This window comes from Tumebacillus avium, assembly GCF_002162355.1.
Lineage (GTDB): Bacteria > Bacillota > Bacilli > Tumebacillales > Tumebacillaceae > Tumebacillus_A > Tumebacillus_A avium.
In genome coordinates, this window is sequence record NZ_CP021434.1 from 271,358 (window position 1) to 293,115 (window position 21,758).

Consider the following 21,758-nt stretch of genomic DNA (forward strand, 5'->3'; position numbering starts at 1 on the left):
TTTTGTCCCGCTTGGGACGAGGACGAGCTTGATCTCTGCATCCAGCTTCTTAGGGCGGTTCTCGATCCAGGGCCTCATTGGCGAATTTGTCCACGACAACGAGTTTGACCGGTTGGATTTCGACCAGCTTTTCAATCACCGAACTGTGCGCCCAGGACAAGTGGGAGTTGAGGTTCTTGCCTTGGGATTGGAACTTTTCGTAGAGTTCGTTGAATTTGGCGGGCTTGAGGTGGAGGACTTTGTATTTGCCGTAGCAGATTTTCTTGATCTCGGCTGCAAGACAGGGGATTTTCGCATCGGTGATATTTTGCTGTCATCCACTCCAAGTGACTGCAGGAGCGGAACAGCTTCGGGCTCGACGATGACTCCGGCTGTAACGAGACCACCAAAAAAGTCCACCCTTAGCGGATTCATACAAAGGGTTCCTGATATAAAAAACTTAATGAAAATGTCTAGCCCCTTCTGTTTTTCCGTTTACTGCTCTTATTTGATTTTACCTGTTTTGCGAAATAGTCCTTCTTTTGTTCTTCTATTAGATAAGACCGATAACAGGGATGTACCTCCCAAGTATACTTTTGCATATCATTCCATCGAGAAATACTCACTAGATAAGGGTCATCCTTTGGTCTAAAATGCTTGTAATTATCTTCATCTCCTAGTTTAGGTGTGAAAAATTCAATATCGTACAATAACTTCCATATCACAAATACCCCCTCTGAATCACCATCCCTGATTAGTTTACCATTTATAGTTATTCTTCCTGCTCCCGGAATGCGACTGATGAATTCTCTTATATCTTCCGCATTGGATTCAAATGGTAATTTCCGGAACTCGCGAATTATTATATCTAGCTCAGCACACACCTTCATGTTTTCATTAATAATATCTTTGAATCTTTCAGTGGAATAAATCAACGAAGTTGCATCAACATCAAAATCATCTATATGTGTTTTCGAATGACGAATAGCTTCTGTGGCTAGATGATAGACAAGTTGAACTGTGTCTCGTGGTCTAAATCGACTTGAAATAACCAAGTAGTCTTCCCAACGTCTTCGTTCACCAGAAGTGGGTAATTTGCAACCATCACCCTCAAAAAAGTTACGATACGGGTATTGGAGATCCCCATTCAATTCTTCTACACAATACACAATTCTTCTTTTTAAGATATCTTTCAAATCCTTTACAGTCGGAGAAAGTTCATAAGTCATTTGACGGAAATGATCAACTTGGTCTCTTGCCCCACTTTCATCTTTTTCTAAGCTTCTCCACACTTCCGAACGGAAAGTTACTATGGGTTTTATATTCGGACAATCTTCAGCAAGATTCTGTATTGCAAGTACAAATCCCCAAAGAATATCAAGATAGTTTGATTGAGCAGGGTTTCCAATTTGATCAGTATCGTCAATTAATACGTAAAAAGTCTTATCTTGCCTTTCAAGATAACTATTCACAAGTCGGACATACTCCTCTGATTTTTTTGAGTAGGTAGGTAGCATCTTTTCAAAATCAATGCGAGTAATACCTTTACCAATAGGAGCGAGAAAATTCAGCAGTTTCCTCATTGTTCCTAAGGGCACCTTTCCTGCTTCGTATGCAACCTCTAACAGAGCTGCCTCATTCTGAGATACATATCCAGAAAGTTCTTCTCCGACAGTCGCTGCTATTTGCAATACTAGCGATTGATATAGTCTTTGTTTAATAATGGCGATAGGGTCATTCGGACTAAACGATGACTCCAAAATTTGACTAGGCTTCAATTTTACTGCCGGTATTCCGTTTTCACGAGAAACCTGAAGAAGATACTCTAAGATTGTACTTTTCCCCGTCCCTTTGTTACCTACTAAAATTCGAATCGTGCCTTCGTTCGGTGAAATTATACTTTTAAAGTCACTAGGAATAACAAAAACATCCCTAATTATTCTTTTCTCGCTTTCTACTCTAGCTGGAAAGTGTTTCTGTAAAACCTGTAAGCTGCGCATATTGCTATGACGCTCCCTTCTATTTTGTGGAAGAAAACAAAATGTACCTTAGACTCTAAGGTATAATAGTTTCTACTTTAGACACAACCCCCCTCTATAATTTAATATATAGTTTTGCAATATGATGAACCGCCTATTCCGTTGGCTTGTCATCATTTTGCATTAGCTCCGTTTGGAAAAGTAATGTCTCGGTAACGAAGCTTCAAAATATCAATTATTCGCCTAATTATATGGTAATGCTATAGAATCAAGGCTGGAAAACGTCGAACGGACATAACATGGATATCGACGATCCCAAGGATTTACATGATGCGATTCACTCACTGAAGCATCGGCTTTTATGAAATGAATCGCGTTATCAATACTGCAATCATTACTAATAAAAGGAGAGATTGCATTAAATAACTATGCGTAAACTGCGATAAAACTGTCAGAAACGGAAGCAGCTTTTGTTCTGCCAATGTGCGTTCGAATATAATCCGAATGATTATCCGAACGGAAAAGACGATGACGAATAGATACAAGATGAGGAGACGCGAGCTATCACACGCGAGTCTGTAAAATATTTTGTATAACTCCGAAACCTTCAAGAATCAAATCAGACAAGTGAACGGAGAACGCACATGGATAAAAAACTGGTTACCAAACAACACCCGAGACAATTCATTAATGAAAACAACATGTCGTCCGTTCAAGACGTGCAGGACATGTTGAAAGACCTGTTTGCTGAAACGTTGCAGGAAAAGTTAGAGGCTGAGCTAGACGACAGCCTGGGCAATGCCAAGCACGATGTTCAAAACAAGCGCACTACCAACAGCCGCAACGGCAAGACTCGAAAGCGGGTCACCAGCGAGTTCGGAGAGATGGAGATTACCGTTCCCCGTGAACGTGAGGGGGAATTCGAGCCCCAAGTGGTGAAGAAGCATCAATCCAAGACCAGCGACACCCCGCTTTTGCGGTACTTAAGTGGTGTCAGTTGAAACTGCCTCTTAAACGCGCGGGCAAATGTTTCATGCGACTGAAACCCGGACGCAAGCGCGATGTCGAGCACCCGCTGGTCTGTCGTGCGCAACAGTTCCGCCGCTTTGGCGAGCCTGCGCTTGCGCAGATAATCGGCTGCTGTGTCTCCCAGCGTCAAAACAAACACGCGATGGAAATGAAACACAGAAAAACACGCAACCTTCGCCAACTCCTCCATCGTGACCGGCCGATCCAAGTGGCGTTCCATATAGTCCAAAGTGGCTTGGATGCGCTCGATGTACTCCATATGCGGCTCCCCGTCCTCTCTTTCTCTAGGGTATCAGAATTGTGAAGAGGCTCCTTGACAATTTCTGCTGGATTTAGATCTTCCTAGAGGAAAATTCCCGTAGGACGGCAGGAATTCCTTTGCTTATCCTAGTTTCAGTATATATTCTTCAACCTCATGATTGCGTGAATTGGAAAACCCCTTGTCCTCGCCGCATATTTGGAACCCACATTTTTCTAAGACCCGAATCGAAGCGATGTTGTCCTTTGCCGCACGGGCACAAAGGGGTCGTGCTTTTACATGATCCAAGAACTCGGATAACGCCTTTGTGGCGATACCTTTGCCCCAGTATTCTTTTCCCAACCAGTAGGTGACTTCCAGTTGACCGAATTGTTCAAAACATGAGACACTGCCTGCCACATGACCGGCGTAGACGATGGTTTTGATCGTGATTGTCTCGTCGCCCAATATCTTGCTCCAATGAGCGTCGAATGCCTTCCGATCCGATGGGTCCTTGGCTGTGAAGACTGCCATATAATTGGCAATCGGATCCTGTTGATTCTCGTAAAATAGGGGCAGATCCGTTTCGATCACATCCCGCAGTCGGACGTTGTGTGCTGAATTATTGTTCATTTAAGTCATGTACTCCTTAACAGATGATATTCACTTACTTACTTCCGATTTGCTTGCTGAATATCTTCGGCTGTCTTGAAATGGAGTTTCGATACCTCACGAAGTGCTTCCGTCCCATTTGCTTGAACAAACGATCGACCCGCCTTGATGACGAGTGAGGACGCACCTTTCGGGAACTCGATGCCATGCTCCACCTTCGCTTTTTTGTGCCAGCGCAAAAACGCATCACGCGCCAAAATAGAAGCGGCTGCAACAGCGAGGTTTTGCTCCGCTTTCGGCACGAGGACGAGTCGTATCTCGGGGTCGATTTTCTTCAGTCGGTTCTCAATCAGGGTCTCGTTCGCAAATTTATCCACGACGACGAGTTTGACCGGCTGGATTTCGACCAGCTTTTCGATGACCGAACTGTGCGCCCCGGACAAGAGGGAGTTGAGGTTCTTGCCTTGGGATTGGAACTTTTCGTAGAGCTCGTTGTATTTGTTGGGCTTGAGGTGGAGCACTTTGTATTTTCCGTAGCAGATCTTCTTGATCTCCGTCGCAAGCCCCGGTATCTTCGCATCGGTGATCTTTTTGCTGTCATCCACTCCGAGCGATTGCAGGAGCGGGACTGCTTCCGGGTCGACGATAACTCCGGCGGTCACTAAGCCTCCGAAAAAGTCGCCTTTGGCGGATTCATACAAACAGTTCCTTAGTGATTTCCATATCTAAGTAAAAAAACCAGATTTCCATCTGGTTTGCAGTAGCTACCTTGATTTTTGGGATCTTAATTCATTCCATTTTATTTTGATTGCACTAAAGACTGAACCTTTTTTGCAGCTCATACAACTGAGACTCAAACTTGCAACAAGCTGCATTGACTCAAAGTCAACAATGACTTCTGAACCGAAAAAACCATCTGAAACTATTTCTAACGAATTAATTAGTTTTTGAAATCCATCAGCCTCAATATTATCGGTTTTGCATATTGTCGAATTACATTCATTGCAAACCACATTAAATCCAACCATAACAATCACCCTCACGTTATTTATAGAAGCACAATTGATATTATATAAGATTTATGGTGTTATTTCAATAGCACCGTTTTTCAATTCTATTCTTGCACTGACATGATGCGCACCTCCCTATCATCCATCCTTCAGGACTACAATTACTCCCTTCCAAAATGTTCAATCCACACTCTTAGGTGAAATCTCGTAATTCCCTAACTCGTATATTGTATGAAAAACGTGCTCAATAATCTCTATAGCTTCTAGCAAGACTCGAATTTTTGGTACTTGGATTTCATGAACAGCTTTATTCCCCATATTTCTAATATCGTGGAGGATAATTGCCTGGCGTTTAGTGATTAACTCCCTTTCAATCAATCCATTTATCTTACCTTTTAAGTTCTTTGTTCTAATGATTTTCCCATCGTTATCAACAACGACATTTCCGTTTTCATCAAATATGTAACCGTCTGTAATTTCCGTGTTTACACATAAAGCCTCTACAACTGACCTTAATCCGATTGCGCATAAGAAGTGGAACTGTGAATTGAAGGCACCTAACACTTGTTGATACACTTCCAATAATGGCTTTGGAACAGAGGTAAAGTCTCTTGGAATTCTAATGCCGTAATATTTCTTCCCGTCTTGTGGTGGCTCTGGATATACTGCATAGTTTTCAATTAAATAGATTTCTCCGTCATCATCAAAATCCCAAGTTTCGCTATCACCAGTAATTCTTAAAAATGCGAATGTCTTGCATCCAAGACAACGTATTATCCCATAAGTTGACCAGTAATTTACGCTATCTTCAGACTCTGAAACATCGTATCTCTCAATATATCGGTGATACCTTTCTCCTTTACAATAACTGCAATAAACTTTACGTTTTACTTCTTCCACTACACTTCCCCATTTCTCGTTATTAGCGAATTATAGAATTATTTCTTGTCCATTATTACCTATGTCTTTTGATTCACTTCTGATATTGATGAATATCTTCGGCTGTTTTGAAATGTAGTTTCGATACTTCACGAAGCGCGATTTTGACCGGCTGGATTTCGACTAGTTTTTCGATCACGGAACTGTGTGCCCAGGACAAGAGGGAGTTGAGGTTCTTGCCTTGGGATTGGAACTTTTCGTAGAGTTCGTTGTATTTGGCGGGCTTGAGGTGGAGGACTTTGTACTTGCCGTAGCAGATTTTTTTGATCTCCGTCGCAAGGCCCGGAATTTTCGCATCGGTGATTTTTTTGCTGTCATCGACGCCGAGCGATTGGAGAAGCGGAACGGCTTCCGGGTCGACGATCACGCCAGCCGTAACAAGACCACCAAAGAAATCGCCTTTGCCCGAATCACACAAAAAGTACCTTTTTCGGTAAAAAGAAAAGGCAGTCCTAGACTGCCTGCACGTATATCTAATTTGTTTAAAACGGAAGTGAGTTATCCTTGTGAAACGTTCCGGAATAGGCCAATTGATTATCCAAATAAAGTTTACAAGAGTAACTTTCTGCCTTTTTGAAAGAAACTAAATTAATCCTCTGTGTATCAGTTGGTCGAAAATTGGGATCTTTCCAATGATGTCCATCCCCAGATTCTAATCCTTTTATAGATAAGTGGACTTGAAATGTCCCCTTCACTTTTTCACCTTTATTAAATTGGAAGGTGATTGAATTCTCTTCCAAATTTACTTTCTCGACATACGTCCAGTAGGAATGAAAAAACTCCGACTTTCCATCTATTCGTATGATATTTTTATATTTTTCGTGTACATCATTTGGAAGTAGTTGAATCAAAGTTTCTTTTTCAGCCACACTCCTACATACAATAAATTTTAAATGGTCCAGATCACACCGCTGAGGTACTATAACCTCAGCGTGTCGATGAAATTTTATATCATAATCGATTGTGGGATCGTACCATGTGTTATGATATATCTTTTGAAACGGGAGGTTAATAAAGTCACTTGCATTACAAAATACGTATGGGTTTTGCACAGCCAAACTTCCGGCTGAAAACAAAGATTTTTCCATTGTAAGAATCCTGGAAGAATCAAACAAAAAGAAGATCGGAACTGGACAGTGTGCCCCACCAATTCTTCTTTCTGCTACAGGACGAAATCCTTCGTTATTGTACTGAGTAGGGGTTTTAGGTCTAAAATAAAATCGTACAAAATCTTTCCATTTCCCATCAGTTTGTCCGATTACATCTGGGCTAGCGTTATCCGTCATCATCCCTCCGTTGGTTTCTAATTGACGTCTTGAAAGCAAAACGCCATTACGAAGAACTTCAACAGCATTGTTCACATCAGTATAATGAAAAAGATATTTCGGCCACCATTTGCGTGATTGGCCTAACCATTGTTGCGTTTTTAGATTATCCAGATAATCAACAAACTGTTGCGCGTCACTCTTCAATTTCACTTACTCCAACCTCCCCGTTATCTGAATCATTCTTTATTAGTTGAGGAATAATTCTAATGCCCAAATGTAAGTCATCCTCCGATTCATACCTAAACCCCATGCTCACAGGCTCTAAGTAAGGAAGGTTGCTGAGAAGACTCAATAATGGAGAACCTATAACCTCAAGACCATTAGGAAGTGTTTGTTTTAACGCAAAACCAACGCGCCTAAGATATTTCCATAAGTCCATCAACTGTTCCTCTGTTACAAATACCTCTGTATGTTCACTTGTAAACAATATCCCAACTTCATTGTTATGAGAATAGATTCTCACATTATATTTTTCTCCCGCTGAAACAAATGCTATATCTCGTTTAGTTGAAATCACTTCAGTCAGGTCATCCCATAATTCGGTAAAACTAAGTTCTTGAGGGTTGGCTCTTAACCAAGCCTTTGTATCCATCACATCATTATGTTCTTTCTTTTTGTGTTCCCTCGTTGGATTTAGATGAATATATACATCAATTGGTAGAGGTCTCAGATACTTTTCCATTAAAGGTTGCACTTCCAGCTCCCAATTTAAGCCACCATTTCCACAACCTAATAGCGGGAATGAAATCGAGACAATCCCTTTTTCTTCATAGGTTTCAACAAACTTTTTAAGTCCTTGCTCTATATATTCCAATTTAGAAGGACTTCTCCAGTGCTTTTTAGTCGGGAAATTTAAAATCCATTTATGCGAGGTTTTGAAGATCCATAACATACCAATGTCAAGTGTTTTTTCTTCACATAATAGCTGATATTCTTTAAACATGTCTGGATATATCGTTTTAAACTCCTTCGCAATCCCCTTACCCATTACACCAACAGTATTGATCGTATTAACCAATACTTGTGCAGGACTTTCCAATAGATTAGTTTTTACGTAAGTTATCAAGATTATCTCCTCCTGACTCTGTCAGTTTGTCCATTACTATATAATGACATGATATTTGTTCCAAATCAAGAAAACCCAAATCAATGCCTTGCCACTTGTATGTAAACCTTTATAGTCTAAAACTGTTGGGGGAGTGTATATTGCTACCATAAGTAAAGGCATTTTAAACGCTTGTTCCTTCTATATCTGTTCTGCTTTTTGAATGTCTTCGGCTGTCTTGAAATGAAGTTTCGATACCTCACGAAGTGCTTCCGTCCCATTTGCTTGAACATACGCCCGACCCGCCTTGATGACCAGTGAGGATGCACCTTTCGGGAATACGATGCCGTGCTCCGACTTGGCCTCTTTATGCCAGCGCAGAAAGGAGTCACGCGCCAAAATCGAAGCTGCTGCGACGGCGAGGTTTTGTTCGGCTTTCGGGACGAGGACGAGTTGGATCGTGGGGTCGAGCTTCTTCAGGCGGTTCTCGATCAGGGTCTCGTTGGCGAACTTATCCACGACCACGAGTTTGACCGGTTGGATTTCGACCAGCTTTTCGATGACCGAACTGTGCGCCCAGGATAGGAGCGAGTTGAGGTTCTTGCCTTGGGATTGGAACTTTTCGTAGAGTTCGTTGTATTTGGCCGGCTTGAGGTGCAGGACTTTGTATTTGCCGTAGCAGATTTTTTTGATCTCCGTCGCAAGCCCCGGAATCTTCGCGTCGGTGATCTTTTTGCTGTCATCCACGCCGAGCGATTGCAGGAGCGGCACCGCTTCCGGGTCGACGATGACTCCGGCGGTGACTAAGCCGCCGAAGAAGTCGCCTTTGCCACTCTCATCCGTTCCGATCCATGGCTCGTCATAAGCAACAACAACTTCGGGGTGGTTTTTCGTCGGTTTCGCGGTTTTCGGCTCGGACGGCACTCCGCCTTGCATTTCGGACATCAGGTCTTCCAGAGCAGCCTTTGCCGCGTTATCCCCGCCCTGCGAGACGAGCTTCAGTCCCTTCTTCCCAAAATACACGTTGAGCTGTGCCGTCGCACTTCCCGCACGCACCCTAAACTGGCGGCCGTAGGGGATCTCTTTTTGTTCGAGGATTTCCAAGCCATTTGTTTTACACAGTTCCTCAACACGGTTGGACGCGCTCGTCAGGTCGGTGATCTTCACAGGTCGTCCTCCTTCTTTTGTTGGTCAGGCGTTTTGAAGCAGGGCTAATTCCGACTCCAGAACGCGAAGTACAGCAAAACAGTATGGCTTGAGACGCCCTTGGTCATCTGGGCGCTGATACTCATGGTGTAAAAGTTCAAGCTCTTCTATCGTCAGCGGAGTTTCAAGATCATCTCCCAGTGCCACTGAGATCATTTCCTTGCGAGCGGTGTTTAACGCGTAGGTATCCAAGTGCAGCTTTTCAAGGGTAGTTGCCGCCTTACGGTATTCTGGTGAAAAAGTATCACTTGACGCGGGGATCATTTCCCCGGCATGCGTATATGCGAAGTATGTCTCACAATCGGTCGCATGCGGAACTACGAACAAGTTAGGATCGTACCAGTTGCCCTTGGCGTGTCCGCAGGTGTCATCGCCTTCAGGATGGCGTCTAGCTTGGCAGGAGACGAGCAGGTTGGGGTAACTGAGCGGGGTTATGTTTTGGAAATTCCGGCTTGCTAGTAAGGACCTTGGGATCACGTGCTCGATGTGGCTGTTGCGCATGCTTACTTCTGCCCCGCAGTAGCCGCAGAGATAGTGTTGCTCTTCCAGCAATTCCTGTTTCAATCGATCTTTTTCTGCTTGATGACTTCTCGTGAATGAGTCCCAGTTTAAATTCGTTTTTCCACGTCGAAAATCTCTGTACCACTCGGGTTGTGGACGTTTCGTGATATATCTCATCGGCCGATCGTTCGCTTTCTGCGCAGTAATGCCTCCGCTCTTATCATGTCGGCAGGTTTCTCGGAACCGAGTATCTCTCCCAAGTCACGAAGCCCTGTCTCCGCCTCAGTTAATTGGTTTTGCTCAATCTGGCGGAAAATCTGTAACAAACGGTTCTTTATCTCTTCGTTTCGCGAGTCGGACTCCATTACGTCTTCGAGTACGTAATTCACATCTTGGCCGAAAACAGAGTCTCGCACTTCGATGACATTGCCCGATGTATCATTTGATAAAACGTACAGCTTCATATTCCGCACTTCGCTGATTACCTGGGGAGAATGGGTGGTAAAGATGAATTGAAGATGAGGGAATGTCTGTTGGAAGCAGGTGATGACTTTACGCTGCCATCCGGGATGCAAATGCAATTCAACCTCGTCGATCAGGATGATTCCTTCTCCATGCAAGGGATTGACTAACCCCGGATTAGCCAAAGCAAGCCTGCGGGCGAGATCACCGACCATTGCAAGCAGAATTTTTTCTCCGTTCGATAACTGATTAACCGTCAAAGTTACTCCGTCTTTGTCGATCAACATTCTTTCAGTAGGCACACGACTAATGCGCAAATTGCGGAAACCCGGCAGGAACGTCTCAATCGCTTCTCGAACCGCTTGCAGCTGCGGGTCTACGAAGTCCCGGTCTTTGTGAATCTTCGTTTCATTCTCGATATCTTCTTGATAGCGAAACCAACCGAAGAACGCACGGAAATTGACACCAACAGACAATGCGTCTTCCAGAGCGGTGTGTTGTGCCAAATTGGAGAATTTCTCATCCATCCGCAAGGGGATGTCCAAAACCGCTCGGTGAACTGGATAATAGATGACAACCGGGATGGAGCGATTCTCTTTCATCTGTCGGTCATAATACTCATCTTCAAGATTTTGATGTACTCTATTGGCTATTTGAAGCCCCAAAGCCTTCAGATTCTGCTCATGAATCATACTTATCTGGGCTCTTAGCTCTCGGGTAATCCCCCATGTATAGCTCCCATTCTGATAGCACGCTTCAACATCAATCTGTGCCAAAAGTTGATGCTGTCGAATATCGATCTCATCAAGCGGTCGTTGCGTTACTTCGTTAAACAAAATATTCTCTAAAAGCGGTGACATCGCAGTCGCAACCGCGTCAAGTATCGTCGATTTCCCCGCCCCGTTTTTGCCGATGATGATTGCACTTTCACCGTTCAAGTTTAGGTCAGCGGATGCAAAACCGCGATAATTCTCGAGCTTTAGATGCATCAGTTTCATGGGATCACCTCTTTAGTATCCTGCATATACTACTATGTAATTCTTCTCGAATTCCGAACCTTCTAGACATTTTCTCATAATAAGTCTGTCATAGTATATACCAATTTCGCTAAAACTCGATGGTTTCCCCCTCTTGAAAAATACGATAGAATAGATCATAGAATAGAGGAGGTGTGCAGCATGACCTGGTTTTACATGATTTTGGGGATTCATCTGCTCGCAGTCGTGATTAAGCTCGGCGTGCTGTTCTATATACCGGCGCTGAAAGACGTTGCGCAGATTCAAGCGTTTCTCGGCAAATACAAAATGATCGACCGCTACGCCAACTACTCGCTGTGGGCTACCGGCCTCGGCATGGTCGCCGTCACGTCGCTTGAGCTCTTGTTCCAAATGTGGCTGCTCGTCTCGATGCTGCTCTACACGCTGATCTTCTACATCATCAAGCGCGTCGTCATGGGCCGCATGGAGAAGATCATCGCTTCGAACAAAGTGTATGCGCGCGACGAGATTCGCACGCTGAAAGTAGAAAATTACTGCGTCATCGTCGTATCCGTTGGCCTGTTCCTCGCCATCGGCGGACTGATGATGACAAAACCGTTCTAATACAGCACCAGCACCAATACTAGCAAAAGCAAGAGTCCCTGCCCGAGGCAGGGACTCTTTTTATATGCTTAGCGGGTCTTCTTCGAGAATCCGCGCATGGATTTCGTGATGTTCTTCCACTTCTGCTTCTCTTGCGCCTGGGCGCGCGCATCGTCTTTGCGGGCCAAGTAGGCCAGTTCGCGCTGCATTTTGACGAAGTTGTTGTAACGCCCCTTGTCGAGCGACCCGTCATGCAAGGCGGATTTCACCGCACAGCCCGGCTCGCTGTTGTGGCCGCAGTCGCTGAAACGGCATGATTCGGCCAGTTCCACGATGTCGGCAAAGGAGTCGCTAAACCCTTCATCCGCTTCCCACAGCTGCAGTTCACGCATCCCCGGCGTGTCGATCATCAGGCCGCCTTGGGGCAGCGCGATCATCTCACGGTGGGTCGTGGTATGCTTCCCGCGGTCGTCACCTTCGCGCACCTCTTGCACGACCTGCACCTCATGGCCGACGAGACGGTTGGTCAGCGTCGACTTGCCAACGCCAGACGATCCGAGCAAGGCGACCGTCTGGCCCTCCCCTACATACGGAAGCAGTTCGTCGATCCCTTCGTTCATCACCGAAGAGATGACATGGACCGGCACGCCGATCGCGACACTCTCCACCTGCGCGACCTTCTCTTCGACATCGTCGCAGAGGTCCGCCTTGGAAAGAATGATCACCGGATTCGCACCGCTCTCCCACGCCATGATCAGATAACGCTCGATCCGGCGCACGTTGAAGTCGTTGTTCAAAGCATTGACGAGAAACACAGTGTCAACGTTACACGCGACAATCTGCTCCTCTGTCGTGTTCCCGGCAATCTTGCGGGAGAACTTGCTCTTGCGCGGCAAAACGGCATGGATCGTCGCCTTGCCTTCTTCCGGACGCACACTCATCACCACAAAGTCGCCCACCGCCGGGAAGTCTTGACGCCCGGTGGTCTGGAAACGGAACTTGCCCGACACGTCGGCGAGCAGGTCGCCCGACTCGGTGTACACGCGGTAGAGATGCTTGTGCTCCAGCGCCACGCGGCCTACGGTGTAGCCTTGGCCCGCGAACGCTGCGAAAGATGCTTGGAAAAAGGGCTTGAAGCCCATCGTTTGCAAATTAAAAGTCAATGTGGATTCCTCCTGGAATGGTTGATCGGATTCAAATTAAGAAACGCGATCACGGAGAAATCCCCTCTTTTGAGAATGTAGACAGCTGCCTTAAAGGAGGATCTCCGTGACCTCACCTGCAACGACATGGTTGGACACACTCTGCAATTTCACCATATTCAATCACTCCTTTAAGTAACTTAAAACTTAATTCTTATTATAGCATTTCCCAAGATTTTCTTCAAGCCCAAGTAAAAAGGCAGGTGCGCCTGCCGTTGATGGCGCACCTGCCTGTGACTTCTGCTACCCGTTGATCGTTTTCAAAACATCGAACAACTCATCGTTATCCGGCTGTTCCCCAATCGGGTGCACGTCGATAAAACGAACCACGCCTTCTTTGTCGATGATGAACAAAGCGCGTTCCGACATACCTTCATCGCGCAAGACGCCGTACTTCGTGGCGACTTCGCCATGCGGGTAAAAATCGGAGCAAAGCGGATACGTGATTCCGCCGACCGAACGCTGCCACGCCTCATGACTGGGGATGCTGTCGACGCTGATACCCAGAACCTGGGTATTATGCTCTTCAAAACGGGACAGATCGTCCTCGTAAGAAGGCATTTGCGCGCCTCAGACCGGGGTCCAGTCGAGGGGGTAGAAAGCGATAAACACGTTCTTCCCACGGTAGTCGGACAGCTTTACCGTACGGTCGCCATGAGCTTTCAACTCAAAATCCGGAGCCGCATCGCCGACTTTCAGCGTTTTGGTCTCAGTTGCGCCTTTTGGCATACCGATCCCTCCTTCCATTCTTCAAGTGCTTATCGAAACTGCACGGTGGTTGGATCACCATCATCCAGTATGACCCGCCGCGCATCTCCTTATTCTTAGCTGTACTGCGGGATCAGGCGCTTGCGCTTGTTGACGTGCTTGTCCGCGCCAAGCGCCGCCACCGCGCCGTCGGCCGCCGCGATCACCGCCTGCTTGAGCGGGGTCTTGCGCGCATCCCCGCCGGCAAAAACGCCTTCGACGCTGGTCTGGAGGTTGAAGTCGACTTCGATGTAACCTTCTTCATCGCGCTTCAAGGTGTCACCGATAAAATCGGTCGCCGGTTTGTTGCCCGCCACGTAGAGGAAAACGCCATGCACGTCGAACTTCTCCGTCTCGCCGCCTTCTTTTTCCACGAGCAGGCCTTCCAGCTTCCCGTCTTCTTCGCCAAGGATTTCTTTGACCCGGTGCGAGAAGAGGACTTCGATGTTGTTTTGCCCGTCGAGATCGTCGAGGTTGGCCTGGCCGGACAGCTTTTTGCCGGGGATGAGGAACAGGACTTTCTGCGCGAACTGGGCGATCGTTGACGCTTCAGACACCGCTTCTTCGTTGTCCCCGACGACGGCGACGGTGCGTCCTTCGAAGAAGGCAGCGTCACACGTCGTGCAATACGACACGCCGCGCCCGGCAAATTCGTCCTCGCCTTTCAGCTTTTTCGTGCGGCCGCGCGCGCCGACGGCGACGAAGATCGTTTTTGTTTTGATGCGGCCTTCCGGGAGCACAACTTCTTTGATGTCCTCGTCCACGTTCAGGCTTTGCACGTTGCCGCGCACAAACGTCGCTCCATATTCTTTCGCTTGACGGCGGATGCGGTCGACCAGCTCCAGACCGGTCAGTTCTTCATGCACGCCCGGGTAGTTGGCGATCTTGTGCGTGATCGCCAATGCGCCCGAAGCCGGGCCTTTGTCGACGACGAGGACTTTCAGCTTGCCCCGTGCCGCATAGACGGCTGCCGACGCCCCCGCCGGGCCGGAGCCGATGCAGACGAGGTCGTAGGTCTCGTCGTACATCGCCGGGTCGAGGTCGGTGAAGATCGCGTCTTGTGCCGCTTTTTCCGCTTCGATGCCCGCTTTATCGCCGCCTTCGACCTGCGCAGCCTTGATCATCTCTTCAGTGACGCCAAGGATCTGCTTCATTTTGTTCGGACGGTAGCCGATGACCGACTGATCGTCGATGAAGGTGACCGGCGTGGAGAAGATGCCTTTTTCATGCAGGTCGTTAAAATATGCTTTGTTCTCGATGACGTTGCGCTCTTCGTATGCGAAGCCCCAGTCTTTCAGCTCTTTTTTGATCTTGGCGCAGTAGTTGCAGCCTGTCGATGTGTAGACCACGATGTTCGGCACTGTGGGTTCCTCCCTTGAATGGTGCAGATAGCGTTAGCATGCCCTGAAGAGAAGAAAAACAGGACTGCTAGAGCAGTCCTGCCTTTTGCATCATTTTGTAGATCAGCGCAGCCGCTTCGCCGCGGTCGGTCACAGCCGACGGGCGAAGGTAGCCCTCAGAGCCGATCATGATCCCGGCTGCCGACAAGGTGTTAACTTTGTCGGTTGCCCATGACTGGATCTCCTTTGCGTCTTTAAAGGCGATCGGCGTGCCGCCTGCAGGCAGCTTTTGCTTGTATTTCAGCGCGTTGTAGATCATCACGGCGATCTGGTTGCGGTCGACAAATTCTTCTGGGGCAAATGTCCCGGTGCCGGTGCCGCTCGCCAAGCCTGCGTTGACCGCCGCGCCGACTTTTTTCTCATACCAGGCGCCCGCTTTCACATCGTTGAACGGCGTTTTCGATACTGCATCCGAAATGCCCAGCGCATTGACGATCAGCGTCGCCGCCTGCGCGCGGGTCAGCCGGTCGGACGGCGCAAAATGGTCTTTGTCAACGCCTTGGACGATCCCTTTTGTCGCCAGGGTTTCGATCATCGAACGTCCCCAATGCTTCGCGATGTCCGGGAAGGTGACAACCGTTGGTTCAGGCGGCTTCTCCTTGTAGGTGCGTGCCGCGTAGACCACTTGCAGGTCGTTCAGGTACACGGTGCCGTTCAGGTCGGCTGCCGGGCTTTCCGCGACGAGGTCGAGGTAGTCGAGCTTGAGCGGGAAGGCAGCGCCTGCAGGGAACTTCAAAGTGACGTACTTCCAGCCGCTCCAGTTGATGCGGACTCCATTGGCCGCCTGGACGAACGTGCCGTCTCCCTTTTCGAAGGAGCCGATCAGCTTCAGCCCGGAGTTGTCCCCGTAGACCCACATGCCGATGCCAACCGGGTTGACGGCAGCGTTGTCATTTTTCGCCGGAAGCGTCAGCGTGTTCACCGGGTAAAAGACGAACTGCTTCATGCCGGAACCGGCGGCAAAACGGTAGTTGAGCGCTGTCGAAGCGGTGTACGGCGCTCTGAACTGCTGGGTGCTGGTGGTCAGCGTCCCCACATCGCCCCAGCGGTCGGTGCGCTTCCACAGCGTTGCGTTGTCGAGCTTGTCGACCGTCTTTTGCACATAGCCGATAAAGACGTTGGCGCTCGCCGTCTTCGTGCCGATCTTGGCGGTGACGGTGGTCATGCCGTTGCCCGACGACTGCGCGGCGGTAAACGTGCCGTTCACGACCGTGCCGTAGGTCGAGTTGGACAAACTCCACGTCAGCAACTCCGGCTTCAGGGTGATGATTTCACCTGCTACCGTCCCTTTGGTCGTAAAGGTGTACGTCTCGCCGCCGGCAAGATCGACCACACTCGGGGTCAGGGTCAGGGAATCAACGCTGCTGTAGACGGTGACCGGAATCTCCGTCTTGGCCGCCGGGTTGGTCGTCGACGCGGCGATGATCTTGCCGGTGCCGCCCGTCTTCGCGGCGAGGAACAGGCCGTTTTGCGTGACGTTGCCAAGCGTGGACGGCTCGACGGAGTACGTCACAGCTTCGCCCGGCAGCGGGTTGTAATTTTCATCAAGCACGGAGTATTTCTTGGTGAGCTGCTTCTGCTCGCCGATGAACACTTTTACGCTCTCGCCCCAGTTGGTGACATTGGCGGGCGCGCCGAGCGGCGCGGTGCTGTAGACGAACAGGCCGTTGGCGATGCGGCGCTCACGGCCGTCCGACGGGTCGTTGACGACGGTGGCCTGCGCGGCGCCCGGCAGGCGCACCACCATATCGGTCGAACCGCCGCCGTCGAGCAGCATGGCGTGGGCCAGACCGCGCGATTTCATGTAGTTCGCCGCCTGCACGTAGCTCAAGCCGATCGACTCGGACGTCCGCCCGTCGACGACGAGCTGCAGCATCCGTCTGCCGTCTGCCGTCACACCAACGCCGGTGATCGGGCCGCGGTAGGAGGAGGAATTCGGCAGCGGCGGGTTGGGATCGGCGTAGTACTGCCCATCTTTGAGCAGGATCGGGCCGCCGCCGATCGCGTATTTCAGATTGGTGCTCGCAGGTGTCGTGCCGTACGCGAGGTTGATCAGATCGCCTTTTTGCATGTTTGCAGTGACGAAATTGATCGGGCCGCTGCCTTGGGCGATCAGCTTCACATAGCCCTGCGGCGGCGCTTCGGTCACCGTTTTCATCGGGTCGATCGACGTGACTTTGTAGCTGTTGTCCGGCTGCTTCTGCATCGTGACGATGGTCGCGTTTGAGACCATCTCCCAGTAGCCGAGCTCCGGGGTCAGGAGCACCATCTCATTTGGATAGGAGACCGGGTGTCCGTTTAATGCTTTGATCGAATAGGTTTTGCCATTGGTTGCTGTAACGGTGCCATTGAAAGCGTATTTTCCAATAATGACTTCATCATTAAAACCGATGCCCAGCACGGCTGTCTGGTTGGGGTGGTGCACCAACTGCCCGTTTTGCACCGACATCCCCAGCGCCATGCCGGAAGATTCCGATTCATAAAAATCGCCGTTGACGCCTGCGACCGCCCCGGTGCGGCGGGCCATGCCCGAAACCGTCTCGTTCGTTTCGTTCTCCAGCTTGTCCCCTGACATCACCGTCTTCACTTCCACGTTGGGATCGGTCAGGTTGACCCATGTTTCGTGCAGAACGATAGGGCCGCTGGTCGTGTCGTAGTTGATCGTCTGGTAGGTGACGCCTTTGGTCACGATCATCTGCTTGCTCTCCGTTTTGGACACGATCTCCGGCCAGGAATAGATCTGTCCGGCCGTCGCGGCAAATGCGCCGCTCGTCGTACCCAAGATCATCGAGAGCCCAAGCAGCATCGCGTGCGCCTTCTTCAGCCCTTGCTTGATCTTCACCGTTTTCTCTCTCCTATCAACCTATTTACAATGGTTTCAGGATACTAGATTCTGGGTATGAAGACCATAGGCTGATAGCCTTAAAAAGGAACAAGCATGCCCGATACTCCGGCATGCTTGCGATCTTTCATTTATTTCGCTTTTTGCTCTTTGCCCATCTGTTCGAGGTCGCGGATGCGCTCGGAGAGGGTCGGATGCGAGTAGAGCAGGATCTTCACGAGCGGCGACGGATTGGGATCGGACAGCGAGAGGCGGGACAGCTTCTGGAACGAGGTGATGCCAGACTGCACATCGCCGTCGGTAATCTCCACCGCATAGCGGTCGGACGCCTGCTCATGCACGCGCTGCATGTAATTTTCCGCCGGTCCGACGAGGAAGCTCAGCAGGCTCAGCACCAACAAGGCAACCGGAAGCGCTGCCAGGTCATGCTCCCCTTTCAAGCCCCACACGCCGCCCATAAAGCGCACGACTCGCGGATAGAGCAGCGATGTGAGATAGAACAAGGCGAGCATGACGACCAGCGACCCGGCCAGCCCCCACAGCATGTGGTGCATGACGTAGTGGCCCATCTCGTGGCCCATGATGAAAAGAATCTCTTCATCATCGAGCTTGTTCAGCGTCGTGTCCCACAGCACGATCCGGGCACTTGGTCCGATGCCGTTGACATAGGCGTTCAAGGCGTTGGTCTTCTTGGACATGTCAACTTCATAGACGTTCTCGCTCGGAATGTTCGCCTTATGCGCGAGATCGATGATTTGCGCTTTTAACTGCTGGTCTTGCAGTGGCTTGAAATCGTTGTACAGCGGGTCGAGCACCACCGGCTGAATGACGATCAGAAACAGCAAAAGCGGCACGGTCGCCGTCCACAGCCACAGCCACCAGCGCTTGGGGCTCTTTTTGACGATCAGATAGGCGATCCAGATCACCGGAATCGTCATCAGCGTGGAGATGCCAAAGTCGAGGAACAGCTCAGAAAACCAGGCGGACGGCGTCATGTTCGAGACCCCGTAGTTGACATCGATCATGTGCCGGTACCACGCCAGAGGCAGTTCGAGCAGGGTCGTGGCCAGTTGGAACAGCACGGTATACACGGTGACTTGCCCAAAAGTTGACCTCTTAAACAATTTGACTGCCGTATCCCGGAATCGGCCGGAGAGACCTGCCGCAAGCACGAACAGGAGGATCACCCATTCAAAGCCGAGATCTGCAAAATAGAGCGCTTCTTTGATCCGCGAAAAGTCTACCGTCCGTTTGTACTCCGCTTCCGACATAAACGACAGCGGATGCGCCTGTTCGCCTTTGACCACTGGAGTGACCACGCTTGCGTCGTTGTACACGTAGTGAGCGGTCCACAAACTGGCGAGCAAAATCAAAAAACAGAGCGGGAGCGTCAAGTAGGCGCGTTTCATCGTCTCTCCCCCCTTTCGTTCTTCTTGTCCACACTCCATCCTATGCACCCGTCATGGTAGGATAGAAGCAAAGGAGGCGTACGCGAATGAAAGTTTCTTTAGACATTGTGGTTCGTTCGACCGAAATTGATGTGAACGGACATGTGAACAACGCCAAATATCTGGAGTACCTCGAATGGGGCCGTGAAGAATGGTACGAGCGATCCGACCTGCATTATGATGAGTTCACCAAGCTTGGCGTGCAGACCGTGACGGTGAACATCAACATCAACTACCGCAAAGAATGCAAGCAAGGCGACCTCTTGAAGATCACCACGACGCCCGAGCGGATGGGCAACACGTCGTACTCACTGAAGCAGGAGATCCACAACCAGAGCGGCGAACTGGTCGCCGATGCGATCGTCACATCGGTCGCAATGGACATCGAGACCCGCAAAGGCCGCCCAGTGCCGGACGCGCTGCGCAAGCTGTTTGCGTAACATTTTCAGATTCGCTGTCACAAAGTCCCCCTTGGCGGTGTCTTCCCTGTGAAGATGCCGGAGGGGGATTTTTGATGCAGCCTTTGCTGGAAGTCAAACAATTGAGCAAAACATACGGCGGGCGTACTGTCGTGCAAGATCTGGATATGACCATTTATCCCGGTGACATCTACGGGTTCCTCGGGCCAAACGGCGCCGGGAAAACGACGACGATCCGGATGATCCTGGGTCTGATTCAAAAGTCGGGCGGCGAGATTTTATTTGCCGGACAGAAGATGGAAGAGCTGCGCGACCCGTTTGCCGAGATCGGCTGTCTCGTCGAAGCGCCGGGGCTGTACCCGAACCTGACGGGTCGGCAGAATCTCGCCTTGTTCCAAAAGCTGCGCAAAAAGCAGGACAAGGCGCGGATGGAAGAGCTCTTGGAGATGGTTGACCTGAAACAAGCGGCCGACCAGAAAGTCAAAGCGTATTCGCTGGGCATGAAGCAGCGTCTGGCGATCGCCATCGCCCTGCTGCCCAACCCGCGGCTGCTCGTGCTCGACGAGCCGACCAACGGGCTGGACCCGGCAGGCATCCGCGAGATGCGCGCCTTTTTGAAAAAGCTGGCCGGGCAGGGCATGACGATCCTGATCTCGTCCCACCTGCTCGATGAGATCGAAAAAGTGGCGACCCGCCTGTGCATCATTCACGGCGGCAAGCAGGTGCTGGAAGCGCCGTTGGAGCAGCTGTTGCAATCACACCGCGACTTGGAGATCGTGACCGCACAGCCGCAAGCGGTGTTTACGTTTGTCACAGGCTGGCTGAAAGCTCGCGGCCATTCGGCAACAACTCGCCTCGCCGACGGAAAAGTGCTGATCGAAAGCTTCCCTGACGATTCGGCGCTGCTCAATGCGGCGATGGTGCAAAGCGGGCTGCCGATCTCGGAGCTGCGCATGCAAAGCTCGCGACTGGAAGACATGTTTATGACGATCACCGAAGGAGGACAAGCGCATGTGGGCCGTGTGGCAGGCGGAAGCGTATAAGTATTTCAAAACGAAACTCTGGTGGGGCACGTTGCTGTTGATCGCAGTACCGCCCCTGCTCAATCTGCTGCTCTGGATCGAGCAGATGAGCCGCGAACCGCAGTTTGTGCTGACTTTTGCTGAGGCCAGTCAGCAGAATCTGTTCCTGATCGCGATCCTGTTTGGGCCGCTGGTGGTCTGTCTGCTCAGCACGCTCTCGATCACTTCGGAAACGCAAAACGGGACGCTGCGCTATGTGCTGACTTCGCAGATCAAGCGCTGGCAACTGGTGCTTGGCAAAGCGCTGTGGGTGCTGGCCTGGAACTCGCTCCTGCTCCTGTTCGCCTACTTGCTGAACCTCGCCCTCGCCGCCATGTTTGGCGCGAGCGGCACGATTCCTTTTGTCGATACGCTGTTGTCATGGCTGGTGCTGTCCGCATCGCTGGCGGCGATGATTCCCGTCTATCTGCTGATGTCGCTGTTGATCCCGAACTTTTTTGTGCCGGTCGGGTTTGCTCTGGTCGGGACATTCCTCGGGTTGATCTTATCGTCTTCAAAATATATCGCGATCTATCCGTTTACCTCGTCGACCATCTTCCTGATGCTGCTGCAAGGAGATAAACTGGAGATGGAATTGGTCGGCACGCTGCCGGTCTGGATCGGCGTGTTGTGCACGTTGGGGATCGGCGGGCTGCTGCTGACGACGATCTTGTTTCAGCGTAAAGACGTCGCGCATTGAACATACTACCTTCCATTAGAAGGGAGGGTTC

21 protein-coding genes and 1 pseudogene are annotated in these 21,758 nt (G+C 49.9%); 5 read left to right on the top strand and 17 right to left on the bottom strand.

Features of this window, described 5'->3' with window-relative positions; all coding sequences use genetic code 11:
- Positions 1 to 452 precede the first annotated feature (452 nt).
- Complete coding sequence (locus tag CBW65_RS01455; protein WP_087455256.1) at positions 453 to 1,979, bottom strand: ATP-binding protein; 1,527 nt, start codon at positions 1,977 to 1,979, stop codon at positions 453 to 455.
- Between the two features lie 623 nt (positions 1,980 to 2,602).
- Here CBW65_RS01455 and CBW65_RS01460 point away from each other — a divergent pair.
- A pseudogene (locus tag CBW65_RS01460) lies at positions 2,603 to 2,956 on the top strand (transposase); the annotation flags it as partial.
- Here CBW65_RS01460 and CBW65_RS01465 read toward each other — a convergent pair.
- The 11 genes from CBW65_RS01465 to CBW65_RS01510 all read right to left on the bottom strand — a co-directional run bounded on the left by CBW65_RS01465 (position 2,905) and on the right by CBW65_RS01510 (position 11,326).
- Positions 2,905 to 3,246 (bottom strand): helix-turn-helix domain-containing protein, encoded by a 342-nt coding sequence (locus CBW65_RS01465; protein ID WP_087455258.1) that lies wholly within the window; start codon positions 3,244 to 3,246, stop codon positions 2,905 to 2,907. The pseudogene CBW65_RS01460 and the gene CBW65_RS01465 sit on opposite strands and share 52 nt — an antisense overlap.
- A 123-nt stretch (positions 3,247 to 3,369) precedes the next feature.
- Positions 3,370 to 3,858 (bottom strand): GNAT family N-acetyltransferase, encoded by a 489-nt coding sequence (locus CBW65_RS01470; protein ID WP_087455259.1) that lies wholly within the window; start codon positions 3,856 to 3,858, stop codon positions 3,370 to 3,372.
- Positions 3,859 to 3,896: 38 nt separating this feature from the next.
- A complete protein-coding gene (gene rnhC, locus CBW65_RS01475; RefSeq protein ID WP_269767991.1) occupies positions 3,897 to 4,538 on the bottom strand; it encodes a ribonuclease HIII in 642 nt (213 codons plus the stop codon).
- A gap of 63 nt (positions 4,539 to 4,601) precedes the next feature.
- Positions 4,602 to 4,865 (bottom strand): hypothetical protein, encoded by a 264-nt coding sequence (locus tag CBW65_RS24495; protein ID WP_198299722.1) that lies wholly within the window; start codon positions 4,863 to 4,865, stop codon positions 4,602 to 4,604.
- A 162-nt stretch (positions 4,866 to 5,027) separates the two neighbouring features.
- Entirely contained in the window at positions 5,028 to 5,747 is a 720-nt protein-coding gene (locus CBW65_RS01480) for a DUF4145 domain-containing protein (RefSeq protein ID WP_087455261.1), read from the bottom strand.
- A 73-nt stretch (positions 5,748 to 5,820) separates the two neighbouring features.
- Positions 5,821 to 6,204 carry a ribonuclease H family protein gene (locus CBW65_RS01485; protein ID WP_157721710.1) on the bottom strand — a complete coding sequence of 128 codons (384 nt, stop codon included), beginning with the start codon at positions 6,202 to 6,204 and terminating at the stop codon, positions 5,821 to 5,823.
- A 64-nt stretch (positions 6,205 to 6,268) separates the two neighbouring features.
- A complete protein-coding gene (locus CBW65_RS01490) occupies positions 6,269 to 7,264 on the bottom strand; it encodes a DarT ssDNA thymidine ADP-ribosyltransferase family protein (RefSeq protein WP_087455263.1) in 996 nt (331 codons plus the stop codon).
- The gene (locus CBW65_RS01495) at positions 7,248 to 8,180 is read right to left on the bottom strand and encodes a macro domain-containing protein (RefSeq protein ID WP_087455264.1); all 933 of its coding nucleotides are present in this window, start codon (positions 8,178 to 8,180) and stop codon (positions 7,248 to 7,250) included. The genes CBW65_RS01490 and CBW65_RS01495 overlap by 17 nt, the downstream gene beginning before the upstream one ends.
- A 180-nt stretch (positions 8,181 to 8,360) precedes the next feature.
- Positions 8,361 to 9,326, bottom strand: coding sequence for a ribonuclease HIII (gene rnhC, locus CBW65_RS01500; protein WP_087455265.1), 966 nt, complete (start codon positions 9,324 to 9,326; stop codon positions 8,361 to 8,363).
- 24 nt (positions 9,327 to 9,350) lie between these two features.
- Positions 9,351 to 10,043, bottom strand: a complete 693-nt coding sequence (locus tag CBW65_RS01505) for a retron system putative HNH endonuclease (protein WP_087455266.1) — start codon at positions 10,041 to 10,043, stop codon at positions 9,351 to 9,353.
- Positions 10,040 to 11,326, bottom strand: a complete 1,287-nt coding sequence (locus CBW65_RS01510; protein ID WP_087455267.1) for an AAA family ATPase — start codon at positions 11,324 to 11,326, stop codon at positions 10,040 to 10,042. Before CBW65_RS01510 ends, CBW65_RS01505 begins: the two co-directional genes overlap by 4 nt.
- A 180-nt stretch (positions 11,327 to 11,506) precedes the next feature.
- Between CBW65_RS01510 and CBW65_RS01515 the strand changes: the two genes are divergently transcribed.
- On the top strand, positions 11,507 to 11,929 hold the full coding sequence (locus tag CBW65_RS01515) for a hypothetical protein (protein WP_087455268.1): 423 nt from the start codon (positions 11,507 to 11,509) through the stop codon (positions 11,927 to 11,929).
- A 68-nt stretch (positions 11,930 to 11,997) separates the two neighbouring features.
- Here the strand turns inward: CBW65_RS01515 and rsgA are convergent, their stop codons facing one another.
- The 5 genes from rsgA to CBW65_RS01540 form a co-directional block, all read right to left on the bottom strand.
- A complete protein-coding gene (rsgA, locus tag CBW65_RS01520; RefSeq protein ID WP_087459074.1) occupies positions 11,998 to 13,050 on the bottom strand; it encodes a ribosome small subunit-dependent GTPase A in 1,053 nt (350 codons plus the stop codon).
- A gap of 303 nt (positions 13,051 to 13,353) precedes the next feature.
- The gene (locus CBW65_RS01525) at positions 13,354 to 13,857 is read right to left on the bottom strand and encodes a peroxiredoxin (RefSeq protein ID WP_332457828.1); all 504 of its coding nucleotides are present in this window, start codon (positions 13,855 to 13,857) and stop codon (positions 13,354 to 13,356) included.
- 77 nt (positions 13,858 to 13,934) lie between these two features.
- The gene (locus CBW65_RS01530; RefSeq protein WP_087455270.1) at positions 13,935 to 15,218 is read right to left on the bottom strand and encodes an FAD-dependent oxidoreductase; all 1,284 of its coding nucleotides are present in this window, start codon (positions 15,216 to 15,218) and stop codon (positions 13,935 to 13,937) included.
- A gap of 67 nt (positions 15,219 to 15,285) precedes the next feature.
- Positions 15,286 to 18,099, bottom strand: coding sequence for a phosphodiester glycosidase family protein (locus CBW65_RS01535; RefSeq protein WP_087455271.1), 2,814 nt, complete (start codon positions 18,097 to 18,099; stop codon positions 15,286 to 15,288).
- Between the two features lie 131 nt (positions 18,100 to 18,230).
- Positions 18,231 to 19,508, bottom strand: a complete 1,278-nt coding sequence (locus tag CBW65_RS01540; RefSeq protein WP_198299725.1) for a M48 family metallopeptidase — start codon at positions 19,506 to 19,508, stop codon at positions 18,231 to 18,233.
- Between the two features lie 86 nt (positions 19,509 to 19,594).
- Between CBW65_RS01540 and CBW65_RS01545 the strand changes: the two genes are divergently transcribed.
- The 3 genes from CBW65_RS01545 (at position 19,595) to CBW65_RS01555 (ending at position 21,727) form a co-directional block, all read left to right on the top strand.
- A complete protein-coding gene (locus tag CBW65_RS01545; RefSeq protein ID WP_087455273.1) occupies positions 19,595 to 19,987 on the top strand; it encodes an acyl-CoA thioesterase in 393 nt (130 codons plus the stop codon).
- 74 nt (positions 19,988 to 20,061) lie between these two features.
- Complete coding sequence (locus tag CBW65_RS01550; protein ID WP_087455274.1) at positions 20,062 to 21,009, top strand: ABC transporter ATP-binding protein; 948 nt, start codon at positions 20,062 to 20,064, stop codon at positions 21,007 to 21,009.
- Complete coding sequence (locus CBW65_RS01555) at positions 20,978 to 21,727, top strand: ABC transporter permease (protein WP_087455275.1); 750 nt, start codon at positions 20,978 to 20,980, stop codon at positions 21,725 to 21,727. The genes CBW65_RS01550 and CBW65_RS01555 overlap by 32 nt, the downstream gene beginning before the upstream one ends.
- The last annotated feature ends 31 nt before the right edge of the window (positions 21,728 to 21,758 follow it).

Coding starts and splice junctions, on each gene's coding strand:
- CBW65_RS01455 (WP_087455256.1), bottom strand. CDS start 1,979: ATGCGCAGCTTACAGGTTTTACAGAAACACTTTCCAGCTAGAGTAGAA.
- CBW65_RS01465 (WP_087455258.1), bottom strand. CDS start 3,246: ATGGAGTACATCGAGCGCATCCAAGCCACTTTGGACTATATGGAACGC.
- CBW65_RS01470 (WP_087455259.1), bottom strand. CDS start 3,858: ATGAACAATAATTCAGCACACAACGTCCGACTGCGGGATGTGATCGAA.
- CBW65_RS24495 (WP_198299722.1), bottom strand. CDS start 4,865: ATGGTTGGATTTAATGTGGTTTGCAATGAATGTAATTCGACAATATGC.
- CBW65_RS01505 (WP_087455266.1), bottom strand. CDS start 10,043: ATGAGATATATCACGAAACGTCCACAACCCGAGTGGTACAGAGATTTT.
- CBW65_RS01510 (WP_087455267.1), bottom strand. CDS start 11,326: ATGAAACTGATGCATCTAAAGCTCGAGAATTATCGCGGTTTTGCATCC.
- CBW65_RS01515 (WP_087455268.1), top strand. CDS start 11,507: ATGACCTGGTTTTACATGATTTTGGGGATTCATCTGCTCGCAGTCGTG.
- rsgA (WP_087459074.1), bottom strand. CDS start 13,050: ATGGGCTTCAAGCCCTTTTTCCAAGCATCTTTCGCAGCGTTCGCGGGC.
- CBW65_RS01540 (WP_198299725.1), bottom strand. CDS start 19,508: ATGAAACGCGCCTACTTGACGCTCCCGCTCTGTTTTTTGATTTTGCTC.
- CBW65_RS01545 (WP_087455273.1), top strand. CDS start 19,595: ATGAAAGTTTCTTTAGACATTGTGGTTCGTTCGACCGAAATTGATGTG.
- CBW65_RS01550 (WP_087455274.1), top strand. CDS start 20,062: ATGCAGCCTTTGCTGGAAGTCAAACAATTGAGCAAAACATACGGCGGG.
- CBW65_RS01555 (WP_087455275.1), top strand. CDS start 20,978: ATGTGGGCCGTGTGGCAGGCGGAAGCGTATAAGTATTTCAAAACGAAA.